At 32.7% G+C, this 18,430-nt stretch carries 11 protein-coding genes and 1 rRNA gene (1 of these 12 cut by a window edge); 10 read left to right on the forward strand and 2 right to left on the reverse strand.

Annotated elements, in window-relative coordinates; genetic code table 11:
* The 7 genes from bsdtb5_RS08870 to bsdtb5_RS08900 all read left to right on the forward strand — a co-directional run.
* Nucleotides 1–2,173 (forward strand): 23S ribosomal RNA (locus bsdtb5_RS08870); it begins 746 nt to the left of the window's first position.
* Between the two features lie 508 nt (nt 2,174–2,681).
* Nucleotides 2,682–3,590, forward strand: a complete 909-nt coding sequence (locus tag bsdtb5_RS08875) for a chemotaxis protein (protein ID WP_271715661.1) — start codon at nt 2,682–2,684, stop codon at nt 3,588–3,590.
* Between the two features lie 81 nt (nt 3,591–3,671).
* On the forward strand, nt 3,672–4,517 hold the full coding sequence (locus bsdtb5_RS08880) for an SIR2 family NAD-dependent protein deacylase (RefSeq protein ID WP_271715662.1): 846 nt from the start codon (nt 3,672–3,674) through the stop codon (nt 4,515–4,517).
* Nucleotides 4,518–4,609: 92 nt separating this feature from the next.
* Entirely contained in the window at nt 4,610–6,277 is a 1,668-nt protein-coding gene (locus bsdtb5_RS08885) for a membrane-attack complex/perforin family protein (RefSeq protein WP_271715663.1), read from the forward strand.
* 64 nt (nt 6,278–6,341) lie between these two features.
* Nucleotides 6,342–6,962, forward strand: coding sequence for an imidazole glycerol phosphate synthase subunit HisH (gene hisH / locus bsdtb5_RS08890; protein WP_271715664.1), 621 nt, complete (start codon nt 6,342–6,344; stop codon nt 6,960–6,962).
* Between the two features lie 2 nt (nt 6,963–6,964).
* Nucleotides 6,965–7,726: an imidazole glycerol phosphate synthase subunit HisF gene (gene hisF / locus bsdtb5_RS08895; protein WP_271715665.1), complete on the forward strand. Its 762-nt coding sequence runs from the start codon at nt 6,965–6,967 to the stop codon at nt 7,724–7,726.
* An 86-nt stretch (nt 7,727–7,812) separates the two neighbouring features.
* Complete coding sequence (locus bsdtb5_RS08900) at nt 7,813–8,487, forward strand: uracil-DNA glycosylase (protein WP_271715666.1); 675 nt, start codon at nt 7,813–7,815, stop codon at nt 8,485–8,487.
* A gap of 123 nt (nt 8,488–8,610) precedes the next feature.
* Here the strand turns inward: bsdtb5_RS08900 and bsdtb5_RS08905 are convergent, their stop codons facing one another.
* Nucleotides 8,611–12,843: a 2-hydroxyacyl-CoA dehydratase gene (locus bsdtb5_RS08905; protein ID WP_271715667.1), complete on the reverse strand. Its 4,233-nt coding sequence runs from the start codon at nt 12,841–12,843 to the stop codon at nt 8,611–8,613.
* A 560-nt stretch (nt 12,844–13,403) separates the two neighbouring features.
* Here bsdtb5_RS08905 and bsdtb5_RS08910 point away from each other — a divergent pair.
* Nucleotides 13,404–14,537: a LysM peptidoglycan-binding domain-containing protein gene (locus tag bsdtb5_RS08910; RefSeq protein WP_271715668.1), complete on the forward strand. Its 1,134-nt coding sequence runs from the start codon at nt 13,404–13,406 to the stop codon at nt 14,535–14,537.
* Nucleotides 14,538–14,632: 95 nt separating this feature from the next.
* Here the strand turns inward: bsdtb5_RS08910 and bsdtb5_RS08915 are convergent, their stop codons facing one another.
* A complete protein-coding gene (locus bsdtb5_RS08915) occupies nt 14,633–15,700 on the reverse strand; it encodes an SGNH/GDSL hydrolase family protein (RefSeq protein ID WP_271715669.1) in 1,068 nt (355 codons plus the stop codon).
* A gap of 727 nt (nt 15,701–16,427) precedes the next feature.
* Between bsdtb5_RS08915 and bsdtb5_RS08920 the strand changes: the two genes are divergently transcribed.
* Both bsdtb5_RS08920 and bsdtb5_RS08925 read left to right on the forward strand, forming a co-directional pair.
* Complete coding sequence (locus bsdtb5_RS08920) at nt 16,428–17,363, forward strand: magnesium transporter CorA family protein (protein ID WP_271715670.1); 936 nt, start codon at nt 16,428–16,430, stop codon at nt 17,361–17,363.
* Nucleotides 17,364–17,542: 179 nt separating this feature from the next.
* Nucleotides 17,543–18,385, forward strand: coding sequence for a rhomboid family protein (locus tag bsdtb5_RS08925; RefSeq protein ID WP_271715671.1), 843 nt, complete (start codon nt 17,543–17,545; stop codon nt 18,383–18,385).
* Nucleotides 18,386–18,430 lie beyond the last annotated feature (45 nt).

Genomic DNA, 18,430 nt, shown 5'->3' on the forward strand with positions numbered 1-18,430 from the left:
TGCCGTAAAAGGTGGTGGAGGACCGAACACACATCCGTTGAAAAGGGTGGTGATGAGATGTGGGTAGCGGAGAAATTCCAATCGAACCCGGAGATAGCTGGTTCTCCTCGAAATAGCTTTAGGGCTAGCCTTGTTATAAGGTCAACCTAGTTGACCTTAGTCTAATGGAGGTAGAGCACTGAATATCCTAGGGGGCGTCAAAGCTTACCGAAGATTATCAAACTCCGAATGCCATATAGATGTTTAACAGGAGTCAGACTGCACGAGATAAGTTGGGTAGTCAAAAGGGAAAGAGCCCAGACCACCAGCTAAGGTCCCAAAGTGCGTGTTAAGTGGAAAAGGATGTGAGATTTCGAAGACAACTAGGATGTTGGCTCAGAAGCAGCCACACATTAAAAGAGTGCGTAATAGCTCACTAGTCGAGAGGTCTTGCGCCGAAAATGTCCGGGGCTAAAACACGACACCGAAGCTGTGGAATTGTACTAAGTACAATTGGTAGAGGAGCATTCTTAGCGAGACGAAGCAGTACCGTAAGGAGCTGTGGATTGTTAAGAAGAGAGAATGCCGGAATGAGTAGCGAGATGAAAGTGAGAATCTTTCAGGCCGAATATCTAAGGTTTCCAGAGTAAAGCTGATCTGCTCTGGGTAAGTCGGGGCCTAAGGCGAGGTCGAAAGACGTAGTCGATGGATAACAGGTTGAAATTCCTGTACTACAATAAATCAGAACTGTGGGGACGCAGGAAGGAAGTCAGAGCTGGGAATGGAAAAACCAGTGCAAGCGAGGTACCAGTCTGGTAGGCAAATCCGCCAGGCAATGGGAAGACGTGATGCGGACCGAAATATAAGTAGGGAAGCTGATGGACTTACTGCCAAGAAAAGCCGCTATTGTTTTTATTGTACCCGTACCGTAAACCGACACAGGTGGATGAGGAGAGAATCCTAAGGCCGACGGGAGAAGCATTGTTAAGGAACTCGGCAAAATGACCCCGTAACTTCGGGAGAAGGGGTGCCTACGAAAGTAGGCCGCAGAGAATTGGCCCAAGCAACTGTTTAGCAAAAACACAGGTCTATGCAAAACCGCAAGGTGAAGTATATGGGCTGACGCCTGCCCGGTGCTGGAAGGTTAAGGGGAGAGCTTAGGAGTAATCCGAAGGTTTGAACTTAAGCCCCAGTAAACGGCGGCCGTAACTATAACGGTCCTAAGGTAGCGAAATTCCTTGTCGGGTAAGTTCCGACCCGCACGAAAGGCGTAATGATTTGGGCACTGTCTCGACAATGCACCCGGTGAAATTGAAATACCAGTGAAGATGCTGGTTACCTGCGCCAGGACGGAAAGACCCCATGGAGCTTTACTCTAGCTTGATACTGGGATTCGGTACTATCTGTACAGGATAGGTGGGAGACTAAGAAGTGATGACGCCAGTTGTCACGGAGTCGCTGTTGGGATACCACCCTTGTAGTATTGGATTTCTAACTTGTACCCGTGATCCGGGTAGAGGACAATGTCAGGTGGGGAGTTTGACTGGGGCGGTCGCCTCCGAAAGAGTATCGGAGGCGCTCAAAGGTCTTCTCAGAATGGTTGGAAACCATTCGAAGAGTGCAAAGGCAGAAGAAGGCTTGACTGTGACACCGACGGGTGGAGCAGGTACGAAAGTAGGACTTAGTGATCCGGTGGTATAAAGTGGGATTGCCATCGCTCAACGGATAAAAGCTACCCTGGGGATAACAGGCTTATCACTCCCAAGAGTTCACATCGACGGAGTGGTTTGGCACCTCGATGTCGGCTCATCGCATCCTGGGGCTGTAGTAGGTCCCAAGGGTTGGGCTGTTCGCCCATTAAAGCGGTACGCGAGCTGGGTTCAGAACGTCGTGAGACAGTTCGGTCCCTATCCGGCGTAGGCGGAGGATATTTGAGAGGAGCTGACCTTAGTACGAGAGGACCGGGTTGGACGAACCTCTGGTGTATCGGTTGTCATACCAATGGCATGGCCGAGTAGCCAAGTTTGGAAGGGATAAACGCTGAAGGCATCTAAGCGTGAAGCCCCCCTTAAGATAAGATATCCCATTCTTTTAGAAGTAAGACCCCTTGAAGACGACGAGGTAGATAGGTTAAAGGTGGAAGTGTGGTAACACATGTAGCTGATTAATACTAATAGGTCGAGGGCTTGACCAAAACATAGTGTAATTTAATTGCTTATTATGTATAGGTCATAGAGATAATTTGGATGATAATATTTTAGTGTGTAGTTTTGAAAGTATATACGTATTCTTTTAACTATTAACTTATATTTATAGAGTGATTATGTACTCATATAAATATGAGTTTTTTTTATATAATTTTATAAATATGTGATTTTATAGAATATGAATTTTAACGAATTAAATTAATTTCTATTATTTGGTAATGTGTTGGTAAGAGTGTCAACAGTATATCTCAAAATGAACTCAGAAATAAGGCTTTTATATTCATATCTATGCTATAAATTAACAAATTAATATGAGTACATTATAAAGATACTAATACAGAACAAAATAAGATAGGAAATGACATTATTTTTGTATTAAAGTTTGTAATTTTGTTATTGATATATTATAATAAAAATATAATTTTAAATTAATTCGTTTTATTGTTATACAATTCATAGAGAGTATATTATTAGTAATTAATAGGAGGCAATGATATGGAAACGGGAATATTATTAGAAAGTGGTACAAATGAGTTAGAAATATTAGAATTTAAAGTTGGAAATAATTATTATGGGATTAATGTTGCAAAAGTAAAAGAAATTTTACCTTATACAAAACCTACACCAATACCAAATTCACATGAGTGTATTGAAGGTATTTTTATGCCAAGAGATTTAATCATATCTGTAATTGATTTAGCAAAAAATTTGAGGTTATCAAACTCAGATAATCTTAATTCAGATATGTATATCGTAACTAATTTTAATAAAATCCATACAGCATTTCATGTACATAGTGTTGTTGGAATTCATAGGGTTTCTTGGGCTGATATTATTACACCAGATGATACCATAAGTTCCGCAGGTAGTGGTGTAGCTACTGGTATTATTAAATTAGAAGATCGACTAATTATAATTCTAGATTTTGAAAAAATAGTTTCTGAAATTAGTCCTGAAACAGGATTAAAAGTTTCAGATATTGATAAACTAGGGGCAAGAACAAGAAATAATATTCCAATTCTAATAGCAGAAGATTCTCCGTTATTAAGTAAACTAATTACAGAGTGTTTGGTAAAGGCTGGATATACTAATGTCACTGTTAAACAAAATGGACAAGAAGCCTGGGATACGATTAAAGAATATCATAAAAAGGGTAGTCTTGAGGGTGAAATTGAGCTTGTAATAACCGACATAGAGATGCCTCAGATGGATGGCCACAGACTTACTAAATTGATAAAAGATGAACCTGATTTAAGACATATCCCTGTTGTTATATTCTCTTCACTTGTTAATGATGAAATGAAGAGAAAAGGTGAATTATTAGGAGCAGATGCTCAACTATCTAAACCAGAAATTGGACAGTTAGTTCGTGCAGTAGATGAATTAGTTAAATTATCGAATTAATCAACTGTATGTTTATTTATTAAGAGTACGGTAGTAACTCTAAGTAAGAAGAATTAAACTTATTGAATAATAGAGGTAATAATGAACGATATAAATGAAAATGTAATAAAAGCTATTCATGATGCTGAGTATGTATTAATTGGTTGCGGTACAGAATTATCAATTGACAGTCAATTAGAAAAGGATGATTTTGCAAAAGAGATCCTAAGACCATTAAATAAGTATGGTATTTATACTTTAGATCAATTTGATGAGTATATTAAAAATAAGGAAGTTAAGAATTGGTTAGAAACGATATTAACGAAATACTTTCATAATCGTTATTCTGATGTAAAAGTATATGACAAATTGTATGAATTGCTAAATGGTAAAGAGTATTTTATTATTACAACCAATGTAGATAATTTAATATTTAAGTCTAAGCTCGACTCAAATAAAATCGTTGCACCGTGTGGCAATGATACATTATTACAATGTGAAAATGCATGTACCCATGATTTATGGGATGGATTATCTTACATTAATAGTGTCATTGAGGAACTAGATAATATTAATTTATTAATCAAAGAAGGAAATTGGAGTAAAATTGAAGAATTTTATCCAAAGTGTAAGACATGTAATGGTAAAGCTGTTTTTAATGTGAAAAAAGAAACAGAGACTTATATTGAAGAAGGATACCTAAGCCAATGGAATGTATATCTTAATTGGTTAATGAGAACATTGAACCGAAACATACTTATGCTTGAATTAGGTGAAAACTTTGACAACCCAACTGTAATAAGATGGGCATTTGAAAAGAATACCTTCATTAATAATAAAGCTAAATTAATACGAATTAACAAAACGTTTTCGCAATTAACAGAAGAAATTAAAAGTAAATCTATGTCAATTCCTATGAATGCATCAGATTTTTTAAAACAATTATAAGAATGGATTTTTAATAATTGTAAATTAGAGGTATATATAGATAAATGTAAAGGTTAAAATTATAGTGTTTGTGAGAAGAGGATTGTAAATATATGAATAGGGCAAATGATAAGGAAAGTTTAGATGAATTTAATATATTAGATGATTTAAATGAATTTGATAGTTATGACCTAGTTGATGATACTGATGACTTAATGGAGTTAATTAATAATCATAATAGTGATTATAATAATAAGCAAGATGAAACAGAAGAAACTAGTAATAGTGAAGAGGATGTTCTTAAGTCTCTTGATTTTTTATTAGATGAAGCGAATAATACGTCTATAGGTAGTATGAATAAAGAAAACTCAGATAATTTAATAGTTAATGATTCAGCAGAATCTGTGACTGATAGTAAATCTGATATTCAAACAGGAAGTAATCAGATGACCGATACTGATGATGACGAGTTATTTAGCATGTTAGATAAAATGTTACAAGAAGAAGAAACTGATGAGAAAATTGATGATTCGGAGAACTTTTTCGATTTTATGGATGATGACATTTTAAATGATACAGCTACTTCAAGTTCAGAAAGCAATGCTAGGGATGAAGTAGCTAGTAGTATTGAGGAAGATTCGAATAATAGTGAAGATATTTTTTCAATTGATGATTTAATGTTTGATGAAGAAGAAACAATTAAAGATACTCAGGAAGAAAATCAGGTATCAAATGTAATATCAAGTAATAGAAAAAATGATGAAGCATTAGACCAAGCTCCAAATGATATTTCCAATATATTTTCTGATGTCTTATCAGCAGTTTCAAGCCTAGAAGATTCTGTCGATGATGAAGATGATTTATCACATCTAATTCCTGACATCGATGAAGTTAAAAAACAAAAAAAGAAGCAAATATTAAATGAAACACAGGACACTCCTTCAACTAATAAGAAAAAAGGGTTGTTTTCTAAAGTATTTGATAATATTAAGGATGAAACAGAAGAAGAATATATAAATAGGGTAAAAACTGAAAAAGAAGAGGCAGATAAGAAAGCAAAAGAAAAAGAAGAGAAAGCTATAGAATTAAAAGAAGCAAAAAAGATAAAAGATGCTGAGAAAAAGGAAGAAGCTAAGAAGAAAAAGGCAGAAAAAGCCTCAGCTGCAAAAGAAGCAAAGGCTAGAAAAGCAAAAGAAAAGGCGGATAAGAGAGCAAAAGCAGAGGAAGAAGCATTATATGAATATCAAGGTAAGATTAATAAAGTGGGAGCCTCAATTGTTGCAGTATTTTTCGTTGTTCTAGCTGTTGTAGTAATAGTGGGAACAAATATTTTCTCTTATAAAATAAATATCTCATACGCAAATCATTATTATGAAAGACAAAAATTTGATCAAGCATACAATGAATTAACAGGTATTAAGTTAACAGATAAAGACAAGCAGTTGTACAAGAAAGTACAAACAATCATGTATGTGAACAAAGAATTAAATTCATACAATAGCTATTATGATATGAAGAAATATCCAGAAGCATTAGATTCTTTATTAAAAGGCTTGGTGAAATATGATAAATATCAATCAAGAGCGAAAGAATTAGGTGTCAGCAAGGATTTAGATACTATTAAGACACAACTTGTAAAAGAGTTAAGTAAGGAATTTCGACTTTCCGAAAGTGATGCTTCTAGTTTAAATAAAATTAAAGATGAAGAGGTATATGGTCAAAAGGTATATGATATTGCGTCTTCAATAAAATCGGATAAAAAAGTATCATTGAATAAATAATAGAATGCAAATATCCTGTCATTCTATTACCATGAAAAACAGTAAAAAGGATGGATGTGTAGAAATGATAGCGATAATTGATTATGATGCAGGAAATTTGAAAAGTGTTTTAAAGGCGTTAGAATATCTTTCTCAGGATGCTATGATAACTCGTAATAAAGATGAGATATTAAAAGCGGATAAAGTCATTCTACCTGGAGTTGGCTCTTTTGGAGAAGCTATGGAAAAACTCCATAAGTATCAATTAGTTGATGTAATTAAGGAGGTAGTTTCTAATAAAACACCTTTGTTAGGAATCTGTTTGGGATTACAACTTTTATTTGAACGAAGTGATGAATCAAAAGGAGTTAATGGATTAGGAGTTCTAGAAGGAGAAATTTTAAGAATCCCTAACAAAGAAGGTATTAAAATACCTCATATGGGATGGAATTCGCTAGATATTAATCCTGAAAGCAAACTATATAGGGGCATAGAAAATAATTCATATGTGTATTTTGTGCATTCATATTATTTAAAGGCTAAGAATGAGCAGGAGGTCGTTGCAACAACGGATTATAGTACGCTTATTCATGCTTCAGTAGAAAAAGATAATATTTTTGCATGTCAATTTCATCCAGAAAAAAGTGGAGATGTTGGATTAAAAATATTAGAGAACTTTGCAAATCTTAAGAAGGAGGAATTATAAATATGTTTACAAAGAGAATAATCCCTTGCTTAGATGTTCATTCTGGCAGAGTTGTAAAAGGTATTAACTTTGTCAACTTAAGAGATGCTGGTGATCCTGTAGAAGTAGGAAAGGCATATGATAAGGCTGGTGCGGATGAACTTGTTTTTTTAGATATTACTGCTTCTTCAGATGCTAGAACGATTAAACTTGATATGGTTCGAAGAGTAGCGGAGACTGTATTTATACCATTTACCGTAGGTGGAGGTATTCGAACAGTAGAGGACTTTAAGTTAATATTAAGAGAAGGTGCAGACAAAGTAGCAGTAAATACTGCAGCCATAATGAATCCACATTTAATTAGTCAGGCTGCAGATAAGTTTGGTAGTCAATGTGTTGTTGTTGCAATCGATGCAAAAAGAAGAGAAGATGGTACTGGTTGGAACATATACAAAAATGGTGGAAGAGTAGATATGGGAATTGATGCACTTGAGTGGGCAATTAAGGCCACTGAGCTTGGTGCAGGCGAGATTTTATTAACTAGTATGGACTGTGACGGAACAAAAGATGGATATGATCTCGAGTTAACTAAAACTATTTCTGAAAATGTATCTGTTCCTGTAATAGCTTCTGGTGGCGCTGGTACCAAAGAACATTTCTATGAGGCCTTAACGGATGGTAAAGCAGATGCAGTCTTAGCGGCTTCTTTATTCCATTATAAAGAACTTGAGATTTCGGATTTAAAAGACTACTTAAGTAAAAAAGGAATTAGCGTTAGATTATAATTTGATATTGAGAATAGAAGTTTGCTAAATAACAAACTTTCTATTCTCATTTTCATTAGATTAATACATAGAGAGGATGAAGCTACATGAGCGAGATTAAGAATGATTGGTTACAAGTAATTCATCAAGAATTTCATAAAGAATATTACAAAGATTTATATAAATTTATAAAAAGTGAATATAGTAGATATGTTATATATCCGAATTCAGAAGATATATTTAATGCTTTTCACTTTACTGAATTCTCTAAAGTTAAGGTTGTGATATTAGGGCAGGACCCATATCATAACGAAGGACAGGCTCATGGGTTATGTTTTTCAGTAAAGCCTGATGTTGATATACCACCTTCTCTTGTTAATATCTATAAGGAATTACAGGATGATATAGGGTGTGCTATACCGAATCATGGATATCTTACAAAATGGGCTGAACAAGGTGTATTATTATTAAATACGGTTCTCACTGTACGAGCACATCAGCCTAATTCTCATCAAGGGAAAGGGTGGGAATATTTTACGGATGCAGTCATTCATGCATTGAATAGTGCTGATCGTCCAATTGTTTTTATTCTATGGGGAAGACCAGCACAAATGAAAAAGTCTATGCTAAATAATAATAAACACTTAATATTAGAAGCTCCACATCCAAGTCCACTGTCTGCATATCGTGGTTTTTTTGGAAGTAAACCTTTTAGTAAAACAAATGAATATCTAATAAAAAATGGAATAGAGCCAATAGATTGGCAAATAAAAAATAGGTAACTATAAGTTACCTATTTTTATTTGATTTTAATCTAGAATAGCTAAGTTTGTAAACTACATTTTATAATAATCTTTTTTTACTATGTCCTATTGCGATAAATATACAATTATATAACTACTTCATTACATATTATCATATGCAGTTGAAAGCATTAGTTTTATACGGTTAATTTGATTTACTTCACTTGCTCCAGGATCATAGTCTATTGCAACTATATTGGAATCTGGGAATTTGGATCTTAGTTCTTTAATAACACCTTTTCCTACTACATGATTAGGAAGGCATCCAAAAGGTTGAGTACATACAATATTTTTGGCGTTAGAATGGATAAGCTCAATCATTTCACCAGTTAGAAACCATCCTTCACCAGTTTGGTTACCTATTGATACAAAAGGTTCAGCATAATGAGCTAATTTTTCAATTGCAACAGGTGGATCAAAATGAATACTCTTTTGGAATGCTTTAATTGCTTCTTTTCTATATAATTCCATTAACCATATCGACATATTGCTAATTCTAGCAGTCTTCTTGGATTTACCTAAATATTGTGATTTGAAATTGCTGTTATATCCACTATACATAAAGAAATCTAGTAAATCTGGAACAACTGCCTCAGCTCCTTCTTCTTCTAATAAATCTACTAAATGGTTATTTGCAGTTGGAAGGAATTTAACTAAAATTTCACCTACAATTCCAACACGTGGTTTCTTTATATCTTTAATTGGTAAATTATCAAAGTCTGAAATAATATTTCTAACATTACGACGGAATTCACTAAGTTTGCCATTACCTACTGATTTGATACAACGTTCTCTCCAAGTTTCATATAGTTTATTAGCAGAACCTTTTTCTACTTCATATGGTCTCATACGATATAGAACCCTCATAAAGATATCACCATATACTAATGCTTGCATTGCTTTATTAAGCATTGGTAGTGTTATTTTCATACCAGGATTTTTTTCAAGGCCTTGTGCACTAAGAGAGATTACTGGAATATGGCTCATACCAGCCTTTTCTAATGCTCTACGGATAAAACCAATATAGTTGGTTGCACGACAACCACCACCTGTTTGAGAAATAATTACAGCTACTTTATTAAGATCATATTCGCCTGATAGTAGTGCATCCATAATTTGTCCTACAACAATAAGTGAAGGGTAGCAAGCATCATTATTCACATACTTTAGACCTACGTCAACGGCGGTCTTATTGCTGTTTGACAATACCTTTAAATTATAACCAGAAGATCTCAAAGCGGATTCAACCAAATCAAAATGAATAGGTGACATTAGCGGACATAGTATCGTATAGTTCTTTTTCATTTCTTCTGTAAATATTACTCTATGATGTGCAGAAGAAGCCTTTGCTGCGATAATGTGCTTATGTTCACGGTCCTTAATTGAAGATAATAAGGAACGAATACGAATTCTAGCAGCACCGAGATTATTTACTTCATCAATTTTTAATACTGTATATATCTTACCTGCTTTAGTAAGTATGTCGCTAACTTGATCTGTGGTAACTGCATCTAATCCACATCCAAAAGAATTAAGTTGGATTAGCTCAAGATTAGGCGCATTTTTGACATAAGTGGCAGCAGCATAAAGTCTTGAGTGGTACATCCATTGGTCCATTACAATTAAAGGACGTTCTACTTCAGCAAGGTGTGATATGCTATCTTCTGTTAACACAGCAACACCATAGGAGTTAATAAGTTCAGGAATACCATGATTAATCTCAGGGTCAGTATGGTAAGGTCGTCCAGCTAATACAATACCTTTTCTACCTGTTTCTTCAAGATATTTAAGAGTTTCTTCACCTTTATTCATTACATCTAATCTTACTTGTTCAAGCTCTTTCCAAGCAGAATGTGCAGCTTTTTTAACTTCTTCTTTTGGTATATTGTGATTGCATTCTTCTTTGAAGATTTCAATTAATCTGTTCGTAATAATATCTTCACTCTCAAAAGATAAGAAAGGATTTTGGTAATTAATATTTAGAGTCTTTAATTCTTCAACATTATTTTTTATATTTTCTCCATAGGATGTTACAATAGGGCAGTTGTAGTGATTATTCGCACCCTTAATTTCCATTCGTTCATATGGAACACAAGGATAGAAGATATAATCAATATTTTGTTTAATTAACCACATTACATGTCCATGAGCCAATTTAGCTGGATAACATTCCGATTCACTTGGAATGGATTCAATTCCTAACTCATATATCTTTCTTGTTGATTCAGGAGATAGGATTACTCTAAATCCTAGTTCAGTAAAGAAAGTGTACCAGAAAGGATAATTTTCATATTGATTCAGTACTCTAGGAATACCAACCACGCCACGATATGCTTTTACCTCATCTAATGGTTGATAACTAAATAGTCTTTGGTTCTTATATTCAAATAGATTTGGAATATTGTCTTTATTTTTGACTTTGCCAATCCCTCGTTCACAACGATTACCAGAGATAAATTGTCTACCACCAGTGAAACGATTGATTGTCAGATTACAATTATTTGTACAGCCCTTACATCTTGCCATTGAAGTACTAAATTCTAATGCGTTAATTTTGTCAATAGTAAGCATTGTTGTTTTTTCTTCATCTTGTTGATAATGTTCTCTTGCAATTAATGCAGCACCAAAGGCTCCCATAATACCTGCAATATCAGGACGGATAGCATCACATGATGAGATTTTTTCAAAACTTCTAAGAACAGCATCATTATAGAAAGTACCGCCTTGAACGACAATTTTATCACCTAAGTCTTTCGGATCAGTTATCTTAATTACCTTAAGTAGGGCATTCTTAATAACGGAATATGCTAGTCCTGCAGAAATATCATCTACGGTTGCACCTTCCTTTTGTGCTTGTTTTACATTAGAATTCATGAACACGGTACATCTTGAACCAAGATTAATAGGATTTTTTGCAAATAATGCTACTTTAGCAAAATCTTTCACCTCATAATTAAGTGATTTGGCAAAAGTTTCTATGAAAGAACCGCATCCAGCGGAACAAGCTTCGTTTAGCTGTACACTATCCACTGTACCATTTTTAATTTTGATACATTTCATGTCTTGCCCACCAATATCTAGAATGCAATCGACATCTGGCTCAAAGAAAGCAGCAGCATAATAATGAGCAACTGTTTCAACTTCACCCTCATCAAGTAGTAGGGCCGATTTAATTAAGGCCTCTCCATATCCAGTCGAGCAGGAACGAACAATTTTGGCATTGTCTGGTAATATCCTATAGATTTCTTGAATTGATTTTATAGTTGTTTTTAACGGGCTACCATTATTACTACTATAGAACGAATATAATAGTGTACCATCCTCATCAACTAATGCAACTTTGGTAGTTGTTGAACCAGCGTCAATTCCTAAGTAACAGTTACCTTCGTAAGAACTTAGATCACCTTTTATTACTTTATGTATAGAGTGACGGTTTGTAAAATCATCATAATCTTCTTGATTCTTAAAAAGTGGTTCCATACGACTTACCTCAAATTGCATCTGGATATTTGAGGATAACTTTGCATGTAATTCTTCAAATGAAGTTATTACATCAAATTTACTATTCATTGCAGAACCTACCGCAGCAAATAGATGTGAGTGGTCAGGAGCTATAATTGCGTCATCAGTTAAATTCAAAGTTCGAATAAAGGCATTTTTCAATTCTGTTAAGAAGTGTAAAGGACCTCCTAAGAATGCAACGTTACCACGTATAGGTTTACCACAAGCTAATCCACTTATTGTCTGGTTAACCACAGCTTGAAAAATAGAAGCAGATAAATCTTGTTTTGTTGCACCTTCATTAATTAACGGTTGTATATCAGATTTCGCAAATACACCACATCTAGCCGCGATTGGATAGATAGCTTTATAGTCCTTGGCATACTCATTTAGTCCAGTAGCATCTGTCTTTAATAAAGTTGCCATTTGATCAATAAATGATCCTGTTCCACCAGCACAGATACCGTTCATTCTTTGATCAATACCATTGGTAAAATAAATTATCTTTGCATCTTCTCCACCAAGTTCGATTGCTACATCAGTTTGTGGTGCATAATCTTTTAATGCAGTGGAAACCGCAACTACTTCTTGTACGAATGGTATTCCTAAATATTTTGAGATTGTTAAGCCACCTGATCCTGTAATCATTGGTGCAAATTCTAAATCGCCTAATTCGTCATACGCTGTTTTTACTAATTTCGATAGGGTTTCTTGAATATTAGCATAATGGCGTTCGTAGGCGGAAAATAGAATGTCCTTATTTTCATTAAGTATTGCTATTTTTACCGTTGTGGATCCAATATCAATACCCATAGTATTATTTGTTATTGTCATAAGTTATACAGCAAATGCTGTCTACCTCCCTTTAGATATATTTCAATATCGGTATTATGCATTTAGCAATATAAGATAATGATATATTACTTACATTGACTATTTATCTTACAAATACATATAAATTGAGTATTTGTATTAGCAGTTGTACACACAAAAACAAAATGCAAATATAATCTGCATCTTTCTAGAAATGTCGTTATAACAAAATATGTAAAGTTATTGTGAAGATAATTGATGATTCAAATAATAGGATTAAACCTTTAAGATATCAATTAATTAGTTCACGATTACTTATTCATATTATTTTATGATTCAATAAATTATTATTAAAATCATAAAATTATACAATATTGATAGTTTGATATGTTTAAAAACATCTTATAATAAATATAATCTGTAATTCAATATTATACGACAAATGGATTCAAACTTCAACCTGAGAATTATATTTTAATAGGTAAGAAATATAATTCTTATTTGCTTGATTACAGGATTCACACATCTGGAATGGGCTGAATATAATGTTGTAGTAAAAAAGAAAAGAAAGTGTGGATTGAATGGACAGTAAAAATAATTATAGATATTATAATTCTGTTTACGTTGATAATAAAATATCCAAAGATAATAAAAATGAAATGAATCAACGTGTTGTTAAATATGATTTCATGAATAATACCAATATGCAAGAATACGATGCTTATGATACGAATGGATACTTAAAAAATGATTCTTTCGCTTATGTAAACCGAGGATATAAGTTTGATACTTCTTATTTAGATTCTATGGTATATGGTTACGATATTAAAGATAATGATAATTATGAAAATAATTTTCTTGATTACCCAGCCTTCAAGAACCAAGAGTTAAGTGAAATTCTTAATACACAACAAAGAAATACTACAATGCCAGATGAGACAGGAACAATGACTACGCCAGGCGGAACAGGAACGATGCAACCAGGAACAATGACGACACCAGGTGGAACAGGAACAATGCAACCAAGAACAACACAACCAGGAACAATGACGACACCAGGTGGAACAGGAACAATGCAACCAGGAACAACACAACCAGGAACAATGACGACACCAGGTGGAACAGGAACAATGCAACCAAGAACAACACAACCAGGAACAATGATGACACCAGGTGGAACAGGAACAATGCAACCTGGAACAACACAACCTAGAACAACGATGACACCAGGTGGAACAGAAGAAATGACACCAGAAGAGATGAATATGCAGCCTGGAATGACTCAGCCAAGTGGTGGTATGAATATACAACCAATGCCAGGAATGCCGAACCAATTTAATAATTTCAATGAAATGCAACCAGAATTAAATCAATACCAAGAATGTAAGGGAATCATATATACTGTAAAACAAGGAGATTCGTTATATAAAATTAGTAGGGCATATGGTATACCATTAGAGATGTTGCTAAAAATGAATCCGATAACTAATGTATATAATTTACAAGTGGGAATGAAAATATGTGTGCCTGTTAATGCTCCTTCAAGTGAAGGTCAGTATATGTCATATGTTGTTCAACAAGGAGAGAGACTAGAAGATATTTTAAAAAAATTTGGAATCACTCTTCAATATCTTATGAAATATAACAAAAATATGAATCTAAATAATATAAAACCAGGCACTACAATTCAAGTGCCAGAAAATGTTCAACAGTAATTAAAAGTTATCATTAATAAAATTAAAGTGAAATCAAAAAATTACAATATTTAAACTAATACTGTGAGATTTTGATTTCACTTCATTTAATAATTCTAATATTCTATATGAAATATCTCTGCAATTTTTTTACAAAGGCGTTTGGAATCTTTCTGATGTGAAACTAACGATGGATGCCCAGAAGCCATTCCGTCTTTTTCAACGTCGTGATATGGTAGTTCGAGAGTATATATATCAGTAATACCTTCTGCTCTAGCAGTTTGAACAACTTCATTAATAAATGGATATACATTTGTGCATAGGGTACCGATAATACATAATATTTTGGCGTTTGGATTAATGTTTTTTAAATTTTTTATAAATTCTAAATATGTATTTTTAAAATTTATTTGATTATTTAGTTCATCCAAATGTCCAGAGTCATTTGTTCCTAGATTAATAACATAAAGATCAGGTATAAATTCTTTAAAATTGTATAAAGCGTCTTGATCAATAAAATAATTAGTATAAGAATAGATTTTAGGAATAACGCCCTCTAAATCACCATCATATTTTAGATACATACCATAACCTGAAACACTAAAATATTGAGCATTTAAATTCAATTCATCAGCTGTTAGTGCAGCATATGTAACAGTACCATCTTCTTCTTTTATATCGTATTCGGAATCTGGTTCCCCATATACTCCATAGCCACAAGTTATAGAATCTCCAATAAATTCTACTCTAATTCTAGAATCGTTTTGATAAGGATATGGAAGTATGGTACCATTTATTACTGTGATATCGTTTAACTTAGCATAAGACATAGCAGCTTCGGTTATTTTTATAATTGTTATTTTGTGTGTAAGTTCATCTTCTGGTAGTGGGATAATAAAAGAGTTATGTTGTTTATCAAGGACTAAAACATTCTCAATATAAGAATTATCAATCATAACTCTTAATCTTGCATTATTTACTTCACCATTTAGTTTAGTTTCAAAAGAGATATCCAACTCAGAAGTAACAGTGGAAGAACTTTTAACATAAAACTCAACTTTACTATTCGTAAACCCTAAATATGCAAAAGTATCTTCTTTAATAATTCTACCGGAATAATTAAAATATTTTGAATCTACTACATTCATAACCAAACCCAATAATAACACATCGGAATAAGACATGTTAATGCCACATAAAAAGAGGCTGAAAGAATATTTGCGTGGCGTTCCTTTCCTAAGTAATTTGCTTTCAACCGTAGTCTAATAATTTCTAGTCTTGTATACAGCATACGAACAAGTAATAATAAACAAAATTATGTATTTATATTAATACATTTTTTCGTATTTATTGTATTGTAATCTAAAATTTAAACAAAAGCAAGATAAAATGAAAAGAAAATGAATTATAAATGCAATATTGTAAAGGTTTTAATGATGCACATGAGTGCAATATATTCATATTAGCTAAAAAAAATATCGTATTCAATCTTATTTTGTAAAAAGAAAATAAAGATTAAAATATATTGAAAAAATAGAACATACTGACGTTTATTATTCGATATAGAATAGCATAAAATATACAATTTAGCTAAAAAACTTAATTGTAAATATATTTGACAAAGACAGACGAAAAACATATAATTATGATGTCGTGAAAATGGCAAATGAGTTGTATGCCTTATTTTAACGTACTAAAGCAAATGATTTTACATATTATACTGTGATATGAAAGAGTAATCTTTCTATAAACTAACAAGGGAAAGGATGTGAATTATATGGAAGGTGGTCCGAGTTGTAATTACATTCGGTTACATAATAATATAATCACATACTATAATACTAAGTAGAAATAGAAGGATACTTACTGATCATCTATTTTTACTGCATATTATAGTAGTAAGGAGTTAAGATGATTGAAATTTATCAAACAATGAAAGATGGAATTCGAAAAGTTGACCAGATATCAGAAGGATGCTGGATTGCGCTAACGAATCCTTCTGCAACTGAACTACTGGAGATATCAGAGAGATGTCATATCGAAGTAGATCATTTGCGTGCTCCTCTAGATGAAGAGGAACGTTCGAGAATTGAGGTAGAAGATGACTATACTCTTATTCTTGTAGATATTCCTACCTTTGAGGAAAGGCATAATAAGGATCGCTACGTTACGATTCCTTTGGCAATTATTACTGCAAAAGACGTAATAATTACAATTTGCCTAGAAGAAACACCAGTCTTAAAAAGTTTTATGGATGGACGTGTTAGAGATTTTTATACTTATAAAAAAACACGATTTATCTTACAAATTCTTTATAAGAATGCATCAGTTTATTTACAGTATCTTAGAATTATTGATAGAAAGAGCGAAGATATTGAGAAAAAGCTTCATATATCAACAAAGAATAGTGAACTTCTTGAGCTACTAGAACTTGAAAAAAGCTTAGTATATTTTACAACTTCATTACGAGCAAACGAAGTTGTATTAGAAAAATTATTAAGAAATAAAAATATTAAACAATACCAAGAAGATACAGAATTACTTGAAGATGTAATCATAGAGAATAAGCAGGCAATTGAAATGGCTAATATCTATAGCGGCATCTTAACAAGTACAACCGAAGCCTTTGCATCTATCATTTCAAATAATTTAAATATTGTAATGAAATTTTTGGCTACAGTTACGATTGTATTATCCATACCAACGATGATCTCTAGTTTTTTTGGTATGAATGTTGGTGGAATACCAGCTGGTTCTAATCCACATGGATTTTTAATAGTAGCTATTGTATCAGCAGCTATTACCGCATTTGTAGCTTATGTATTGGCAAAAAAAGATTTATTTTGAATCTTTAACTAAGTCAAATTATTAATAAATTTGATGAAATATGCGTATGATATTTATAATTAGTTTATTAAATTATGGCTAAGATATAAATTTTATAAAGATATTATGAAATAGGCTATTAACCTTGACTTAACCTGACATCTTAGGTATATTTAGGTAAAAAGGAGGAAGGTGTTAGGATGAATTTCATTAATAAATTAGAAAGAAAATTTGGTAGATATAAGATTGATAATTTAATAAATTATGTCCTTGTTATATATGGTCTTGGATATATGATTAATAAAATGAATCCAATGATCTATTATAATTTTTTTGCATTAGATATTGATAAAGTATTACATGGCCAAATTTGGAGACTCGTAACATTTGTATTACAATCAACTGGTGGTAATAATATATTATTCTTAGCTTTAGAGGTGTATTTCTACTATATGATTGGTCATGCATTAGAAAATGCATGGGGAGCTTTCCGATTTAATTTATACTTTTTTACAGGTATTTTATTTAATATTTTAGCAGCAGTATTTATTTATATTATTGTTGGAAGTCCTTATGATATGGGATTGACATATATTTTAAGTTCTATGTTTTTTGCATATGCAGCAATATATCCTAATATGGAGATATTGTTTATGTATATATTACCTATAAAGGTAAAATATTTAGCTTATTTAGAGATAGCAATCATGGTTTATAATGCTTTCTCAACATTTCGATATTATGGATTTACAGCTGGAGTAATTACTACAGTAGCAATTTTAGTATCGATAGCAAACTTCTTGATATTCTTTTTTAGTACAAGAAATTACAGAAGAATATCACCAAAAGAATATAAAAGAAAAGCAAATTTCAAAAAGCAAGTGAAAAATGCCACAACTGGTACTAGACATAAGTGTACAATATGTGGACGAACAGAACTTGATGATGAAAATCTTGAATTTAGATTTTGTTCAAGATGCGATGGTAATTATGAGTATTGTATGGAACACTTATTTACTCATCAACATATCCATCATAACTAAGATTAGAGGTGAGGTATCACTCTAAAATAGATTTTTATTAACGAT

This window comes from Anaeromicropila herbilytica (assembly GCF_016591975.1).
GTDB lineage: Bacteria > Bacillota > Clostridia > Lachnospirales > Lachnospiraceae > Anaeromicropila > Anaeromicropila herbilytica.